General features: G+C 57.8%; 15 protein-coding genes. 10 read left to right on the plus strand and 5 right to left on the minus strand.

What is annotated here, in order from left to right; genetic code table 11:
- Positions 1–5: 5 nt before the first annotated feature.
- Genes astB through astC form a run of 4 tightly spaced genes read right to left on the minus strand, consistent with a single transcriptional unit; the run spans position 6 to position 5,054 of the window.
- The gene (astB, locus tag FN082_RS29165; protein WP_139537934.1) at positions 6–1,331 is read right to left on the minus strand and encodes an N-succinylarginine dihydrolase; all 1,326 of its coding nucleotides are present in this window, start codon (positions 1,329–1,331) and stop codon (positions 6–8) included.
- Positions 1,328–2,806, minus strand: coding sequence for a succinylglutamate-semialdehyde dehydrogenase (gene astD, locus FN082_RS29170; protein WP_142982837.1), 1,479 nt, complete (start codon positions 2,804–2,806; stop codon positions 1,328–1,330). The genes astB and astD overlap by 4 nt, the downstream gene beginning before the upstream one ends.
- Entirely contained in the window at positions 2,803–3,837 is a 1,035-nt protein-coding gene (gene astA, locus FN082_RS29175; protein ID WP_139537932.1) for an arginine N-succinyltransferase, read from the minus strand. Before astA ends, astD begins: the two co-directional genes overlap by 4 nt.
- A complete protein-coding gene (gene astC, locus FN082_RS29180; RefSeq protein ID WP_139537931.1) occupies positions 3,834–5,054 on the minus strand; it encodes a succinylornithine/acetylornithine transaminase in 1,221 nt (406 codons plus the stop codon). The genes astA and astC overlap by 4 nt, the downstream gene beginning before the upstream one ends.
- Positions 5,055–5,498: 444 nt before the next feature.
- Here astC and xthA point away from each other — a divergent pair, with 444 nt between their 5' ends.
- From xthA to FN082_RS29220, 8 genes are all read left to right on the plus strand, one after another.
- Entirely contained in the window at positions 5,499–6,305 is an 807-nt protein-coding gene (gene xthA, locus FN082_RS29185; RefSeq protein WP_112216759.1) for an exodeoxyribonuclease III, read from the plus strand.
- Positions 6,306–6,488: 183 nt separating this feature from the next.
- On the plus strand, positions 6,489–7,151 hold the full coding sequence (locus FN082_RS29190; protein ID WP_142982838.1) for a TVP38/TMEM64 family protein: 663 nt from the start codon (positions 6,489–6,491) through the stop codon (positions 7,149–7,151).
- Positions 7,141–7,839, plus strand: coding sequence for a TVP38/TMEM64 family protein (locus FN082_RS29195; protein ID WP_142982839.1), 699 nt, complete (start codon positions 7,141–7,143; stop codon positions 7,837–7,839). The genes FN082_RS29190 and FN082_RS29195 overlap by 11 nt, the downstream gene beginning before the upstream one ends.
- Positions 7,836–8,387: a carboxymuconolactone decarboxylase family protein gene (locus FN082_RS29200; protein WP_142461500.1), complete on the plus strand. Its 552-nt coding sequence runs from the start codon at positions 7,836–7,838 to the stop codon at positions 8,385–8,387. The genes FN082_RS29195 and FN082_RS29200 overlap by 4 nt, the downstream gene beginning before the upstream one ends.
- A 9-nt stretch (positions 8,388–8,396) precedes the next feature.
- Positions 8,397–9,557 (plus strand): ABC transporter substrate-binding protein, encoded by a 1,161-nt coding sequence (locus FN082_RS29205; protein ID WP_139537927.1) that lies wholly within the window; start codon positions 8,397–8,399, stop codon positions 9,555–9,557.
- Positions 9,530–11,065 carry an ABC transporter permease family protein gene (locus FN082_RS29210; protein WP_142982840.1) on the plus strand — a complete coding sequence of 512 codons (1,536 nt, stop codon included), beginning with the start codon at positions 9,530–9,532 and terminating at the stop codon, positions 11,063–11,065. Before FN082_RS29205 ends, FN082_RS29210 begins: the two co-directional genes overlap by 28 nt.
- A complete protein-coding gene (locus tag FN082_RS29215) occupies positions 11,065–11,697 on the plus strand; it encodes an ATP-binding cassette domain-containing protein (RefSeq protein WP_139537925.1) in 633 nt (210 codons plus the stop codon). The genes FN082_RS29210 and FN082_RS29215 overlap by 1 nt, the downstream gene beginning before the upstream one ends.
- A gap of 78 nt (positions 11,698–11,775) precedes the next feature.
- Positions 11,776–13,083 (plus strand): rhodanese-like domain-containing protein, encoded by a 1,308-nt coding sequence (locus FN082_RS29220; protein ID WP_142982841.1) that lies wholly within the window; start codon positions 11,776–11,778, stop codon positions 13,081–13,083.
- Between the two features lie 142 nt (positions 13,084–13,225).
- Here FN082_RS29220 and FN082_RS29225 read toward each other — a convergent pair whose 3' ends face one another.
- Positions 13,226–13,843 (minus strand): CDP-alcohol phosphatidyltransferase family protein, encoded by a 618-nt coding sequence (locus FN082_RS29225; protein ID WP_139537923.1) that lies wholly within the window; start codon positions 13,841–13,843, stop codon positions 13,226–13,228.
- Positions 13,844–13,929: 86 nt separating this feature from the next.
- On the opposite strand from FN082_RS29225, the gene FN082_RS29230 reads away from it, so the two are divergent.
- Together FN082_RS29230 and gdhA are read left to right on the plus strand one after the other, a co-directional pair.
- Positions 13,930–14,340 carry a pyrimidine (deoxy)nucleoside triphosphate diphosphatase gene (locus tag FN082_RS29230; RefSeq protein ID WP_142982842.1) on the plus strand — a complete coding sequence of 137 codons (411 nt, stop codon included), beginning with the start codon at positions 13,930–13,932 and terminating at the stop codon, positions 14,338–14,340.
- Positions 14,341–14,522: 182 nt separating this feature from the next.
- Complete coding sequence (gene gdhA, locus FN082_RS29235) at positions 14,523–15,866, plus strand: NADP-specific glutamate dehydrogenase (protein ID WP_139537921.1); 1,344 nt, start codon at positions 14,523–14,525, stop codon at positions 15,864–15,866.

The raw sequence follows: 15,866 nt of genomic DNA on the forward strand, positions 1-15,866 counted from the left end.
CTCCTTTATTGCTGGAACGGATACACGGAGCCAAGGCGCAGGATTTGCGTTAAGCGATCCAGCGCCTCACGCCCTTCTCGCAGCAACTGCGGGTCGGCAAGATCCGCCTGAGTCAGACGATCGCGGTAGTAGCGGTCCACCCAGTCATTAAGCGTCACGAACAGCCCGTCGTTCATCATGACCGCCGGATTGATGGCCTTCAGCTCGCTTTCGTTCAGCACCACCCGCAAGCGCAGGCAGGCCGGGCCGCCGCCGTTCGCCATGCTTTCGCGCAGATCGTAAACCTGCAGCTCATCTATTGGGTTATCACCCTCCACCAGCCGATTCAGATAGCGCCAGGCACCCGGATGCTCCTGCGCTTCCAGCGGCAGAATCAGCCGCATCCCGCCTTCCGGTTTACTGAGCAACTGACTGTTGAACAGATAGGTTGCCACCGCGTCTTCAACCGAGACCTGATTTGCCGGTACCACCAGCGGCGTAAATCCGGGAACCTGCTGCGCCAGCTGTTGCAGCAACTGCGGCTGATCAACAAACGCCTGCTCGTGGCAGAACAACACCTGCTGATTGCTCACCGCGATGACGTCATTATGAAAAACGCCTTTATCGATCGCCGCCGGATTTTGTCGGGCGAAAATCACCTGCCGGGGATTAACCAGGTTCAGGCGGGCAACAGCCTGGCTGGCCTCCAGCGTCTGCCGCGCCGGGTAGCGCTGCGGGTGGCTTTCGCCCCCTTGCTGGCGACCATAAATAAACAGCTGCACGCCCGGCGCGCCATATTCGTCGCCGAGGCGGTTATGGTTTGCCGCCCCCTCGTCGCCGAACAGCGAGACCTGAGGCAGCGCGCCGTGTACCGCAAAGTGCTGTTCATCAGGGAAAATAGCCCGCAGCAGCGCTTCGGTGGTCGGCGCTTCGCTGGCGCGATGGAATTTATCGTTCAGATTAGCGACGGTCAGGTGTACCCGACCATCCAGCGAATCAGCAGAAGGGGAGACGGTGGCGGCATTTGCCACCCACATCGATGACGCGGAGCTAACCGCCGATAGCAGGTCCGGTGCCTGTCGCGCCGCTTTTTCCAGCACCTGCTCATCGCTACCGTTAAAGCCAATCTGGCGTAATAGCGGGATGTTTGGCCGCTCCTGCGGCGGGATCAGCGCCTGTTGATAGCCCGCGTCCGCCAGGGCTTTCATTTTTTTCAGCCCCTGCCTGGCCGCCAACTGCGGATTCGATACCCGATAGCGATGTTTGGTGGAGGCCTCGTTGCCGAAGGACAATCCGGCGTAGTGGTGGGTCAGGCCCGGCAGCCCGTCAAAATTCACTTCCCAGGCTTTCATTGGGCTGACTCCTGCTGGAAATCCAGCCCCGGGCTGAGCGTTGCCGGTAGCGACAGATCCGGCGATTCCAGGCTAGCCATCGGCCAGGCGCAATAGTCTGCGGCATACCAGGCTCCCGGGCGATGATTACCGGATGCGCCGGTACCGCCGAACGGTGCGGTGCTGGCGGCCCCGGTCAGGGGCTTGTTCCAGTTAACGATACCGGCACGCGCCTCCAGCAGCAGGCGATCGAACTTCTCGCGCTCGGCAGAGATTAACCCGCACGAGAGCCCAAAGCGGGTCGCGTTGGCAAGGGTAATCGCCTCGTCAAAGTCGTCATAGCGCCAGACGCAGAGCAGCGGGCCGAAGACCTCTTCATCGGCTACCTGCGCCACCTCGCTCATCTCGATGATGCCCGGCGTCAGCAGGGACGTTCCGGCCTGCAGCAAGCGCGGCTCCAGCAGCGTCTTGCCACCGTTGGCAACGTGGGTCAGCCACGCCTGATGCACCTTTTGCGCTGCCTGCGCTGAAATCAACCCGCCAAGAAAAGGCTGGGGATCGGCATCCCAGGCAGCGGGAATCAATTTTTGTGACACTGTCACGAAGCGCCGAAGAAAGGCGTCCCCCGCCTCACCACGCTTAACCAGTAGCCTTCGCGCACAGGTACAGCGCTGTCCGGCGGTGATAAACGCGGACTGAATGGTCAGATGCACGGCGGCATCAATGTCCACTGATTCATCGACAATCAGCGGGTTATTGCCCCCCATCTCGAGAGCGAGAATTTTTTCCGGCTGCCCGGCCAACTGCCGATGGAGTTGAAAACCGGTGGTAGAACTCCCGGTAAACAGCAGGCCGTCGATATCCGCCTGCCCGCTCAGGGCCTCGCCGGTTTCACGCCCGCCCTGAAGCAGATTCAGCACGCCGGGCGGCAAGCCCGCTTCGGCCCACAGCTTGACCACCGCCTCGCCACTCTGCGGGGTCAGCTCGCTGGGTTTGAACACCACGGTATTACCCGCCAGCAGCGCCGGAACGATATGCCCGTTGGGAAGATGTCCGGGGAAATTATAGGGACCAAACACCGCCAGCACGCCGTGAGGCCGGTGACGCAGCGTCGCGGCGCCGTCAGCCATCGCGGTCTGCGCTTCACCCGTACGGCTATGATAAGCATTCACCGAAATCGCGATTTTGTTGATCATCGCGGTAATTTCCGTTGCCGCCTCCCAGCGCGGCTTGCCGGTTTCCTGCGCAATAACCGCAGTTAATTCCGTTTTGTTCGCTTCCAGTAGCGTAGCGAACTTTTCCGCGATCGCTTTGCGGGCAGAAAAAGGCTGACGCGCCCAGGCCGGAAACGCCTGACGGGCAGCGTTCACCGCCAGCATAACCTGTTCGGCATCAGCATCATTACCCTGCCACAGCAGCGCCTGGCTCACCGGGTTAGTTTTACTGCGGGTCGGACCGCGACCGCTTTGCCAGTCGCCGTTAATCCATAGACTCATGATTTTTTCTCCTCGGGGCACAGGCGAACCAGTCTGACCAGGTCGCCGACGTGGCATTTCAGGGCATCGAGTTCGCGCGCGCTTAACATTAAGCGATCGGTTTCCGGATCTGCGTGAATTAACATGGCGCGAAACTGCTGATATTGCTCATTGGCGACCAGACACACTGGCCACTCTCCAGGCGCGGGCTCTCCTTCTGCGACGGTGACTAGCCGACTTTTGCGGATAGCCCTGACGCGGTTAATTTCACACTCCAGCGTCGGACCACCGTCGAAGATGTCGACGTAATTAAGATAGCGGAAACCCTCTTTCTCCAGCACCGCGCGGGCCGGGGCCGTTTGCGGATGGACCTCGCCGATCACCGCGCGCGCCTCATCGGATAGAAAGTCGATGTACAGCGGATGCTTCGGCATCAGCGCGGCAATAAATGCCTTTTGTCCAGTGCCGCACAGGTAATCAGCGCGGGAAAATTCCATCGCAAAGAAACGCTTGCCGAGGCTTTCCCAAAACGGCGAATAGCCATGCTCATCAATAACCCCACGCATCTCCGCCACCACTTTTTCGTTGAAGCGCTCGCGGAACGCGGCCATAAACAAAAAGCGCGATTTCGACAGCAGGTAGCCGTTGCCCTCTTTGCGCCATTTCGGGTCAAGAAACAACGTACACAGTTCGCTGCTGCCGGTGTGGTCGTTACTGAGAAACAGCGTCGGCAAGGCGTTATAGACGTTAAGCTCTTTCGAAGCATGGACCTGGGTCCCGACGCGGTAGTTGTACCAGGGATCGTTCAGCCCAACGGCAACCTCGATAGCGCAAATCCCCGCGACCGCGCCGCTGGTACAATCCTCAAGGACGAACACATAGCCCTGTTCGCTTTTCGGCAGCTCACCGCGCCAGGTCATCTGCGAGCGCTCAATTCGCGCAGCGAGCGTCGCCTCATCAGCCGGAAGCGACGTCAGGCCGCCGCCGGTCTCGCCCGCCAGGGTCATCAACCCCGGCAGATCGCCTTTTTCAACAGGACGGATCACCATCATGATGAGACCCCCGCAAGAAAGTGTTTGCAGGCCAGCTCAAAGCGATCCAGCCCGTTGTTGACCTCTTCTTCACTGACAATCAGCGCGGGCGCAAAGCGCACCACGTTCGCACCAGCAATCAGGATCATCAGCCCATCTTCCGCCGCCTGGTTGCTGATAGCCTTTGCCTTCCCGGCATATTCCTCTTTCAGCACGCAGCCGATCAGCAGCCCCAGACCACGGATCTCTTTAAACAGGCCGTAACGCGCGTTAATGGCGTTGAGTCGTTCACTGAACCACTGATGGCGCTGCTTAACGCCGTTGAGCACGGCTGGGGTATTGACGATCGACAGTACTTCCCCCGCCACCGCGCAGGCCAATGGGTTGCCGCCGTAGGTTGTGCCGTGAGTGCCAACGGTCATTACGCTGGCGCAGCGCTCGGTTGCCAGCAGCGCGCCAATGGGGAAACCGCCGCCCAGCGCTTTAGCGGTCGAAAGCACGTCCGGCGTGACGCCATAGTGCATATAGGCGTACAGCTCACCGGTGCGCCCGACGCCAGTCTGCACTTCATCGAAAATCAGCAGTGCGTTATGCGCATCGCACAGCTCGCGCAGACCGCGCAGGAAATGGGGATCAGCGGGCACTACGCCCCCTTCACCCTGCATCGGCTCGACGATCACCGCACAGGTATCGTCATTAATCAGCGCTTTTGCCGAATCAAGATCGTTATAGATAGCGTGCTGAATTTGCGGCGGCAGCGGCGCGAAATCCTGCGAATAGGCGGGCTGGCCGCCAGCGGAAACGGTAAACAGCGTTCGGCCATGGAAGGCGTTTTTGAAAGCCACAATGCCGCTCTTCTGGCTACCAAAATGGTCGTGAGCATATTTACGCGCCAGTTTGAGCGCCGCTTCGTTGGCTTCAGCCCCGGAGTTACAGAAAAAGACCCGGTCGGCAAAGGTGGCGTCAATCAGCTGTTTAGCCAGGCGCAATACCGGCTCATTGGTATAACCGTTGCCGGTATGCCAGAATTTCCCCGCCTGTTCGGTCAGTGCCTGCACCAGTTGCGGATTCGCATGACCGAGGGCGTTCACCGCAATGCCGCCCGCAAAATCGATATACTCTTTTCCCTGCTGATCCCACAGGCGTGAACCTTCGCCGCGTACCGGAATAAAAGCCGCTGGCGCGTATACAGGCATCATCCATTCATCAAAGTGGCTACGCGTAATTGACTGAGACATATCGACCTCTTCCGGTAAATAAAAAGTTTAAATAATGTTAATAAACATGGTTATTACGCTGTAAATGTAGATTGCACGGTTCGTGCCAGCCAGAGGGGAAAGTGCATAAATTGAAGTCAACAACGAAATATCAATAAGTTATAAAATACACTTATTCACATTAAATGCATAAAAAGTGAATAAAAATGTCACGAGAGCCTTTTGTAGTGGAATAAAAAGAAAGATTATGCAGAGGTAAAATATAATTCTGTAATTGTGATCCTTGACGAAATTTATCGGTAATATTCGCCCTTTTTTGGCGCATCGCGTTCCACAATGGTGCACAGTTTGTGCAAACAGGCTACCAACCACTGCAATTGGCAGAATAAACCGCCTCAACGCAGCCAGCCCGGCGAATTTCTGCTACCATCCCTGCACTATTCACCTTGCACAGTGGCAGCGACTATGAAATTTGTCTCTTTTAATATCAACGGCCTGCGTGCCCGCCCGCATCAGCTGGCCGCCATCATCGAAAAACACCAGCCGGACGTCATCGGACTACAGGAAACGAAAGTTCATGACGATATGTTTCCGCTCGAAGACGTGGCGAAGCTTGGCTACAATGTCTTTTATCACGGGCAGAAGGGCCACTACGGCGTCGCGCTGCTGACCAAAGAAACGCCAGTCTCCGTGCGTCGCGGGTTTCCAAACGATGGAGAAGAAGCCCAGCGCCGCATCATCATGGCGGAAGTCCCTTCCCCGTTTGGCAACGTGACGGTGATTAACGGTTACTTCCCGCAGGGAGAAAGCCGCGATCACGAAACCAAATTCCCCGCGAAAGCAGCGTTTTACCAGAATCTGCAAAACTATCTGGATACTGAGCTGAATAAAGATAATCCGGTTCTCATCATGGGCGATATGAATATCAGCCCAACCGATTTGGATATCGGTATCGGCGAAGAGAACCGCAAGCGCTGGCTGCGTACCGGCAAATGTTCGTTCCTGCCGGAAGAGCGTGAATGGATGGAGCGCCTGCTGGGCTGGGGTCTGGTCGATACATACCGCCACGCCAATCCGCAGGACAACGAGCACTTCTCGTGGTTCGACTACCGTTCAAAAGGCTTTGATGATAACCGTGGGCTGCGTATCGACCTGCTGCTGGCGAGCAATCCGCTGGCGCAGCGCTGCGTCGAAACCGGTATCGACTACGAAATCCGTGGGATGGAAAAACCATCCGACCACGCGCCGGTATGGGCGACCTTCAAGCCGTAAATATCCGCAATGACAGGTTCTCCATCCCGGAGAGCCTGAGCCATATCAAAAAAGCTAACGTAATAGATTGTGAACGGCGGCAAACTATTATACTGTCGCGCGCACTTTTGACCGCCCGCGTAGTAGAGGAGAACCCAATGCAAAAGAAGCCGTCATAAAGCAGAGTATAAGCTGCTTTCTGTTGTGGTCGTATTGAGCATTGTGGCCTTTATTATCCAGCAGTCTGGTTTTACCGAGCTGGTCACCAATTTTCAGTACCTGCGTGAGATTATTCGCCAAAGCGGTACCTTCGGCTATACGCTCTATATTCTGCTGTTTATTATCGCCACCCTATGCCTGATCCCTGGCAGTATTTTAGTGATTGCTGGAGGGATTATTTTTGGCCCGCTGCCAGGCACCGTGCTATCGCTGCTGGCCGCGACCGTCGCCTCTTCGCTATCGTTTCTGTTCGCCCGCTGGCTGGGCCGTGAGCTGCTGCTAAAATACGTCGGTCAGACGGCGATATTTCAGGCAATCGAAAGAGGTATCTCCCGCAGCGGAACTGATTTTTTAATTCTGACCCGCCTCATCCCGCTATTTCCTTATAATATCCAGAATTATGCCTATGGTCTGACGGCTATTCCATTCTGGTCATTCACCTTTATTTCCGCTATCACCACCTTACCCGGCATATTTATTTATACGCTGATGGCCAGCGAGCTTATCCGCGACGGTATCACGCTTCTCTTTGTGCTTAAACTGACGCTCGCGGGACTGGCCTTATTTGCCCTGCTCCAGGCGGCGAAAAGATATGCCCGCTACCGGCGAATCGATACCGAACAATTGCAGGCTAATAATGAAAAATAGCAAAGCGCTCTACCGGATAACCATTGGCCTTATGCTGCTTGCGGCTCTGTTGGCATGGTGGCTCATACCCGATGTCAATGCGTTTATGCAGCATAGCCTCGCGACTTTTGCCACACTCGATCAGCAGGCGATTGAGCGCTTTATCGACTCCTGGGGGCCGCAGGCCGCGCTGGTCTCCTTCGCGCTGATGATTCTGCAGGCGATTATCGCCCCGCTGCCCGCCTTCCTGATAACCTTCGCCAACGCCTCCCTGTTCGGTGCCTTCTGGGGCGGCGTGCTGTCGTGGGTAAGTTCCATGGCCGGGGCGGCGCTGTGCTTTTTCATCGCCAGAGTTCTCGGTCGCGAAGTGGTGGAAAAGCTTACCGGCAAAAGCGTATTGCAGAGTATGGATGGCTTTTTTACCCGCTACGGTAAACACACCATCTTAATTTGCCGCCTGCTGCCCTTCGTGCCTTTTGATCCTGTGAGCTATGCCGCCGGGTTAACGTCAATGCGCTTTCGCCACTTTATGCTGGCCACCGGCCTTGGCCAGTTGCCCGCAACGATAGTCTATTCATGGACCAGCAGCCTGCTGACCGGCGGCACCTTCTGGCTGGTGACAGGTTTATCAGTCCTGTTTGCGCTGGCGATTGTGGTGGCCGTCGCGAAAGCACTCTATCTTGAACAGCAAAAGAGGAGTTCACGTTGAGCTTACCGCCCCTTAAGTCAATTCCCCTGATTCTTCGCCCGCAGGCATGGCTGCACCGCCGCCACTACGGCGAAGTGCTCAGCCCTATCCGCTGGTGGGGGCGCATTCCGCTGGTATTTTACCTGGTGTCGATGTTTGTCGGCTACCTGGAGCGTAAACGCTCTCCCCTTGACCCGGTGCTGCGTTCGCTGGTCAGCGCTCGGGTTGCGCAACTGTGCTTGTGCGAATTTTGCATTGATATTACCAATATGAAACTGGCGGAACGTACCGGCGGCAGCGATAAACTGCTGGCGGTCGCCGGGTGGCGAGACAGCACCTTATTCAGTGAACGCGAGCGGCTGGCGCTGGAATATGCCGAAGCCGCCAGCATGACGCCGCCGGTCGTCGACGATGCGCTGCGCAGTAAAATGGCCGCGCAATTTGATGCCCAGGCGCTGACCGAACTCACGGCGCTTATCGGTTTACAGAACCTGTCGGCGCGCTTTAATTCGGCGATGGCGATCCCCGCACAGGGGCTATGCCAGATCCCAACCGATTCAAAACCATAAGGAGTGGTTATGCGCAGTTTGCTGGTCTTCGCTTTACTATTGCTCTCCCCGCTGACCGCCAGCGCCAGCTGGCAATCCACGCAACAAGAAGCCCGCGGTCAGACGGTATGGTTTAACGCCTGGGGTGGAGATCCGGCGGTCAACCGCTATCTTGATTGGGTCAGCGGTGAGGTCAAACGCGACTACGCCATCGATCTGCGCATCGTGCATATCGCCGATGCCGCCGATGCGGTAAAGCGTATCCAGACCGAAGCCCGTGCCGGACGCAGTCAAGGCGGTTCAATCGATCTGCTGTGGGTGAACGGCGAGAACTTCCGTACCCTGAAAAGCGCAAATTTGCTGCAAACCCAGTGGGCAGAAACCTTGCCCAACTGGCGCTTTGTTGATACGCAAAAACCGGTGCGCGAGGATTTCTCTATCCCGACCGACGGCGCAGAATCACCGTGGGGCGGCGCGCAGCTCACTTTTATCGCCCGCCGTTCACAAACGCCCGACGTGCCCAAAAACCCGCAGGAACTGCTGACGTTCGCCGCCGCCCATCCCGGCAGCGTCACCTATCCGCGCCCGCCAGATTTCACCGGCACCGCTTTTCTCGAACAACTGCTGCTGACGCTGACCCAACAACCCGATGCCCTGCGCCAGCCGCCGCAGGAGGCCACCTTCGCCGCCGTAACCGCGCCGCTGTGGCAATACCTTGACCAGCTCCACCCTTTACTGTGGCGTCAGGGTCGCGACTTCCCGGCCTCGCCCGCTCGTATGGATGCGATGTTGACGAGCGGCACGCTTAAGCTTTCATTGACCTTCAACCCGCTTCACGCGCAGCAAAAAGCAGCGAGCGGAGAATTGCCGAAAGACAGTTACGGCTTCGGCTTCAGCGAGGGCATGCTCGGTAACGTCCACTTTGTGGCGATCCCAGCCAACGCCCGCGCAGCGGCGGGCGCAAAAGTGGTCGCCAATTTCCTGCTCTCGCCCGAAGCGCAACTGCGCAAAGCTGACCCGGCAATATGGGGCGACCCCAGCGTGCTGGATCCGGCGAGTTTAACGGATACTCAGCGCCAGGCCTTTAACGCCGTTGTGCCGCAGAATATGCCGCCAATGCTGGGCGAACCGCACGCTGCCTGGGTTGATGCGCTGGAGCAGGAATGGCTGCGCCGTTACGGTACGCACTAACGCTGCTAACCTGGGGATTGGTAGCGCTGATCTATTTGCCGCTGCTCCCGGCGGCTTCACTGATGGCGCTGCCAGCACTGCGCCTCTCCTGCTGGCAGGCGCTGTTTGCCGATCCACAGTTCACTCAGGCGCTGGTGGCGACCCTCGTCTCTACCCTGCTGTCGGTTGGCGGTGCGCTGCTTATCACCGCCACTGTTGTTGCCGCACTTTGGCCATCGACTGGCTGGCAACGGCTGGTGAGAAGGCTCCCGCTGCTGCTGGCGGTGCCTCACGTGGCCTTCGCTACCGCCGCCCTGCTGTTGTTCGCCGAGGGCGGCTGGCTCTATCGCTTGCTCCCCTTTTTATCCCCGGCTGTCGACCGCTACGGTATCGGTCTGGGCCTGACGATGGCGGTTAAAGAGAGCGCGTTTCTGCTGTGGGTGGTTTATGGCCTGCTGGGGGAGAAACGCCTGGCCGGGCAGGCCACGGTATTAAAAAGCCTCGGTTACGGCCGCTGGCAGTGCCTGAAGTGGTTAGTGTTACCCGCGCTGCTTCCGGCGCTGTCGATAGTATTGCTGGCGACCACCGCCTGGAGCCTTTCGGCGGTGGACGTCGCGCTGGTGATTGGGCCAGGCAACCCGCCGACGCTGGCAGTTCTGACCTGGCAATGGTTAAACCAGGGCGATGAACTACAGCAGAATAAAGGGGCGCTCGCCAGCCTGGTATTACTGCTAATTCTGGTCATGATGGCGCTGGCGGCGTGGGGGATCTGGCGTGCCTGGCGACGGCGAATACCGCGGGTTCAGGGAATCCGTCACCCGCAGCCGCAAGCCCTCGCCGGGAAAAGTTTCGCCATACTCCTGCCGCTGTGCGGGGTGGCCTGCGCCCTGCTGCTTGCCGCGCTGGCGCAGAGCAGCCCGCCGGTCAGCGAGAGCGTCGGCAACAGCCTGTGGCTTGGGCTATGCTCAGCGTTTATCGGCGCGGTCATTTGCCTGCTGTGGCTGGAACTTGGCCCTTCCCGCTTCGGCGGAGGGATCTGGCTGCCGCTGATTTTACCCGCGCTGCCGCTGGCGGATGGCCAGTACCAGCTGGCGCTGTATGCATGGCTGGACGGCGAGTGGATCACCGTTTTATGGGGACATCTACTGTGGGTGGTACCGTGGATGCTGTTTATTCTGCAACCAGCGTGGCGCGGGCGAGATCCGCGCGCGATGCTGGTGGCGCGGACTCTCGGCTGGCAGCAAGGGCGTATCTTCTGGCGGGTCACGCTCCCTTCGCTGACGCGCCCGCTGCTGACGGCGCTGGCGGTCGGATTTTCGGTGAGCATCGCGCAATATTTACCGACCCTGTGGTTAGGCGGTGGACGTATTCCAACGCTCACCAGCGAAGCCGTGGCCCTGAGCAGCGGCGGCGATACGCAAATCCTCGCCGCCCAGGCGTTATGGCAGCTTCTTTTACCGGCAGTTTTCTTTGCCTTCACCGCGTTGCTGGCCTGGCTGACGGGCCGCTATCGACAAGGGTTACGCTAATGTTGACCGTCAAAAACTTCACTCTGTGCCTTAAAAAACAGACGCTGCTGCACAACGTGGATTTTTCGGTTGCCCCCGGCGAAGTACTGACGCTAATGGGCCCGTCCGGTAGCGGCAAATCCACCCTGTTCGCCTGGATGGTGGGCGCGCTGGCGGAGAATTTCCGCGCTTCAGGCGAGTTGTGGCTGGATAACCAGCGCGGCGATAATTTACCAACTGAACGGCGGCGCATTGGCATTTTGTTCCAGGACGCGCTGCTGTTCGACCATTTCAGCGTCGGGCAGAACCTGCTGCTGGCGCTTCCAGCGCAAATTAAGGGAACACAGCGCAAAGTTCAGGTGGAGCAGGCCCTCGAACGGGCCGGGCTACCCGGTTTCTACACCCGCGATCCGGCGACGCTTTCCGGCGGTCAGCGTGCACGTGTCAGCCTGCTACGCGCCCTGCTGGCCCAGCCGCGAGCGCTGCTGCTGGATGAACCGTTTAATCGTCTCGACGTTGATCTGCGCGCTGATTTTCGTCAGTGGGTGTTCAGCGAACTGACACGACAGGCGATTCCTGCCGTGTTGGTGACCCATGACAATCAGGATAAGCCTGCCGGTGGGCGCTGTTTGCATATGAGCCTCTGGCATTGAAAGCCTGCGCTATCGCAAAGAATTCTCCGCTGATAACGCGGAGAATTGCCGCTCAATTTTCTACTGTCGGGCATTTCGATGAAACGTGTTTCTCAATTGACCGCACTCGCCCTGCTGATGGGGCTTGCTGCTACTTCCACCTTCGCCGCTGAAACCATGCCAACGCTAACGCTTTCCACGCTGCAACAGCAGAACGGCGTCGCCATTGATACGCGTCTCAGCGCTTTCTATAACGGTTGGCCGCAAAACGCCAACGGCCCACAGGGCCATGAACCGCAGGCGCTGAATCTTTCCGCCAGCTGGCTTGGCGCCATGAACGATGAGCAGATGAGCGCCTGGGCTAAGCAGCATAATCTGCAGGCATCCACGCCAATTGCGTTGTACGGAGATACAGACGACAACGCAAAAGTTGCCGCACGCCTTAAAGCAGCCGGGTTCACTCATCTCAGCGCACTCGGCGATGCCCTGAATCAGACGGACCGCCTGCAGAAGCTGCCGCATTTTGAGCAACTGATTTATCCGCAGTGGCTGCACGACCTCCAGCAGGGTAAACAGGTCACCGCAGCCCCTGCCGGACAGTGGAAGGTGTTTGAAGCCGCCTGGGGCGCGCCGAAGTTTTATCTGCTTAACCATATTCCGGGCGCGGGTTATATCGACACCAACGAGGTGGAGAGCGAGCCGCTGTGGAACAAAGTTTCCGACGAGCAGCTTAAAACAATGCTGGCAAAACATGGTATTCGCCATGACACCACGGTGATCCTGTACGGTCGTGATGTGTATGCCGCCGCCCGCGTGGCGCAGATTATGCTCTACGCCGGAGTGAAAGATGTGCGTCTGCTCGACGGCGGATGGAAAACCTGGTCCGACGCCGGGCTGCCGGTTGAACGTGGTACGCCGCCGAAACAACAACCTGAGCCGGACTTCGGCGCGACGATTCCCGGTCAGCCGCAGCTGATGCTTAATACCGAGCAGGCCCGCGCCCTGCTGCACCGCCAGGACGCTTCTCTGGTGAGCATTCGTTCCTGGCCAGAGTTTATTGGCGCCACCAGCGGCTACAGCTACATCAAGCCGATGGGGGAGATTGCCGGGGCCCGCTGGGGCCATGCCGGAAGCGACTCCACCCATATGGAGGATTTCCATAATCCGGACGGCACCATGCGCAGCGCCGATGATATCGCCGCCATGTGGAAATCATGGAATATTCTGCCGAACCAGCAGGTCTCTTTCTACTGCGGTACCGGCTGGCGCGCCTCAGAAACGTTTATGTACGCCTGGGCAATGGGCTGGCAAAACGTCTCGGTGTACGATGGCGGCTGGTACGAATGGAGCAGTAATCCGAAAAACCCGGTTACTCACGGGGAGCGCGGTCCGGATAGCAGTAAGTAATTCGCTTATTGGCAACATGCGCCGCCGGGAAACAGCTTTGCTACGTGCTGCTTCCCGGAGGCGATGCTACGCATCTGTCCGGGCTACCGGACCGCAGACGACTGTGAACCCGTCAGCCGCCGCCCGGCATCAAATATGCTCACTAAACTCCCACCTGTTTAAGTGTGACATAACCACTCCACACCCGCGTAAAGGTCGTCAGCCAACACAGCGCGCCAAAAATCCATGCCAGCCAGGCAAACCATTCAGGGAACAGGCAGCCCAGCACAAACAGCGCAATGGTCTCCGTCCCTTCCGTTAGCCCGCCAATATAATAAAACGATTTATGGGCATAGCCTGGATTATCAATTTGATGCTTCGCCGCCAGCGCGGCAAAAGCCAGAAAGCTGCTGCCGGTACCGATAAAAGCAAACAGCAGCCAGCCGCCCGCCAGCGCATTGTGCGCCGGGTCGGCAAGAATAAACCCGAACGGCACCAGAGCGTAAAACAGGAAATCGAGCGAAATATCCAGAAAACCACCTGCATCGGTTAGCCCGCGCCTGCGGGCCAGCGCGCCGTCTAAACCATCCAGCAGGCGGTTAAGAACAATCGCCACCAGCGCTGCCTGATACCAGCCCAGGGCTAAAAACGGCAGCGCCAGCACGCCTATCGCAAAGCCAAATAGCGTCAGGCCATCGGGAGAGACCGCGGGACGATCCAGCAGGGCTGCGGTCGCATTGAGCACAGGTTTCAGTCGAGGGTGCAGATGACGGTCAAGCACAAAGTCTCTCCAGCGGGTTTAGAATTGATTGAACGGCACGAAGGCGGTGATAATAGGCCATTATCCCGCACAGAACGATGATTCACATGCTAAAAACTATTGATGTTGTTGCCGCCATTATCGAACGCAACGGGCAAATTTTGCTGGCAAAGCGGCCCCCCCACGCGGATCAACCGGGAATGTGGGAGTTTGCCGGGGGTAAAGTTGAACCAGGCGAAACTCAGGCACAGGCGCTAACGCGGGAGCTTCAGGAAGAACTCGGGATCGTCGCCCAACCGCAATGCTATATCGCCAGCCATCAGCGTGAAGTCTCCGCCCGTCTGATACACCTTCACGCCTGGTGGGTTGCGCAGTTTAGCGGTGAGCCTACTGCCCACTACCACAGCCAGCTATGCTGGTGCTCACCGCAGGAGGCCTTGACCTTCAACCTTGCGCCAGCCGATATCCCCCTGCTGGAAGCCTTTATCGCACAACGCGCATCTCTCCTTTCCCGCTAATTTTGTCAGGCTACTGTCATCGTTTTTGATTATGACCAATGCCTGATTATAAATTTTGCTTTCTGAACAATTTTTCCTTGCTTAACTAACGATTCCCGGTGGTATAGTCGGAAAATCGGCCTTTTCAAGAGCCGAATCATAATAAATAAATGCAATCACAATCATAAGGGGAACTTATATCAATGGATCAGACGTGCACTCTGGAAGGTTTTCTTGCCCGCGTTCAACAGCGCGATCCAAACCAAACTGAATTTGCTCAGGCAGTCCGCGAGGTGATGACCACCCTGTGGCCTTTCCTTGAGGAAAATCCGCGCTATCGTCAGCTGAATTTGCTTGAACGTCTGGTTGAACCAGAGCGTGCTATCCAGTTCCGCGTTGTTTGGGTTGATGACCGTAATCAGGTTCAGGTTAACCGCGCATGGCGCGTACAGTTCAACTCCGCCATCGGCCCGTACAAAGGCGGTATGCGTTTCCACCCCTCTGTAAACCTGTCGATTCTGAAATTTCTTGGCTTTGAACAAACCTTCAAAAACGCCCTGACCACCCTGCCTATGGGCGGCGGGAAAGGCGGTAGCGACTTCGATCCTAAAGGCAAGAGCGATGGCGAAGTGATGCGTTTCTGCCAGGCGCTGATGACCGAACTGTATCGTCATCTTGGCCCGGATACCGACGTTCCGGCAGGTGATATTGGCGTAGGCGGTCGTGAAGTGGGCTTTATGGCCGGGATGATGCGTAAGCTCTCCAACAACAGCGCCTGCGTGTTCACCGGGAAAGGGCTCTCCTTCGGCGGCAGCCTGATTCGTCCGGAAGCAACCGGTTACGGCCTGATCTACTTCACCGAAGCGATGCTTAAGCGCCACGGTTTAGGCTTTGAAGGCGCTCGCGTCGCGGTGTCCGGCTCGGGCAACGTCGCGCAATACGCTATTGAAAAAGCGATGGAACTTGGCGCGCGCGTGATTACGGCTTCCGACTCCAACGGCACCGTGGTTGACGAAGCTGGCTTCACCAAAGAAAAACTGGCCCGCCTGATCGATATTAAAGAGCGTTGCCACGGTCGCGTAGCCGATTACGCCCGCGAGTTCGGCCTGACCTATCTTGAAGGCAAACAGCCGTGGGGCGTACAGGCGGATATCGCTCTGCCGTGTGCTACCCAGAACGAACTGGATGTCGATGCGGCTCGTCAGCTGATTGCCAACGGCGTTAAGGCCGTCGCGGAAGGCGCAAACATGCCAACCACTATCGCGGCAACCGATCTGTTCCTCGAAGCGGGCGTACTGTTCGCACCGGGTAAAGCGGCTAACGCCGGCGGCGTAGCCACCTCTGGCCTGGAAATGGCGCAGAACGCCGCGCGCATGGGCTGGAAAGCGGAGAAAGTGGACGCCCGTCTGCATCACATCATGCTGGATATCCACCACGCCTGCGTAGAATACGGCGGTGAAGCGAAACAGACTAACTACGTTCGCGGCGCGAATATCGCCGGTTTCGTGAAAGTGGCAGATGCTATGCTGGCTCAGGGTGTGATTTAA

It is taken from the genome of Klebsiella spallanzanii (assembly GCF_902158555.1).
Lineage (GTDB): Bacteria > Pseudomonadota > Gammaproteobacteria > Enterobacterales > Enterobacteriaceae > Klebsiella > Klebsiella spallanzanii.

What these genes read in the sequence shown, in the direction of transcription:
- astB (WP_139537934.1), bottom strand. Translation starts at nt 1,331, where the DNA reads ATGAAAGCCTGGGAAGTGAATTTTGACGGGCTGCCGGGCCTGACCCAC.
- astD (WP_142982837.1), bottom strand. Translation starts at nt 2,806, where the DNA reads ATGAGTCTATGGATTAACGGCGACTGGCAAAGCGGTCGCGGTCCGACC.
- astA (WP_139537932.1), bottom strand. Translation starts at nt 3,837, where the DNA reads ATGATGGTGATCCGTCCTGTTGAAAAAGGCGATCTGCCGGGGTTGATG.
- astC (WP_139537931.1), bottom strand. Translation starts at nt 5,054, where the DNA reads ATGTCTCAGTCAATTACGCGTAGCCACTTTGATGAATGGATGATGCCT.
- xthA (WP_112216759.1), top strand. Translation starts at nt 5,499, where the DNA reads ATGAAATTTGTCTCTTTTAATATCAACGGCCTGCGTGCCCGCCCGCAT.
- FN082_RS29195 (WP_142982839.1), top strand. Translation starts at nt 7,141, where the DNA reads ATGAAAAATAGCAAAGCGCTCTACCGGATAACCATTGGCCTTATGCTG.
- FN082_RS29205 (WP_139537927.1), top strand. Translation starts at nt 8,397, where the DNA reads ATGCGCAGTTTGCTGGTCTTCGCTTTACTATTGCTCTCCCCGCTGACC.
- FN082_RS29210 (WP_142982840.1), top strand. Translation starts at nt 9,530, where the DNA reads ATGGCTGCGCCGTTACGGTACGCACTAACGCTGCTAACCTGGGGATTG.
- FN082_RS29215 (WP_139537925.1), top strand. Translation starts at nt 11,065, where the DNA reads ATGTTGACCGTCAAAAACTTCACTCTGTGCCTTAAAAAACAGACGCTG.
- FN082_RS29220 (WP_142982841.1), top strand. Translation starts at nt 11,776, where the DNA reads ATGAAACGTGTTTCTCAATTGACCGCACTCGCCCTGCTGATGGGGCTT.
- FN082_RS29230 (WP_142982842.1), top strand. Translation starts at nt 13,930, where the DNA reads ATGCTAAAAACTATTGATGTTGTTGCCGCCATTATCGAACGCAACGGG.
- gdhA (WP_139537921.1), top strand. Translation starts at nt 14,523, where the DNA reads ATGGATCAGACGTGCACTCTGGAAGGTTTTCTTGCCCGCGTTCAACAG.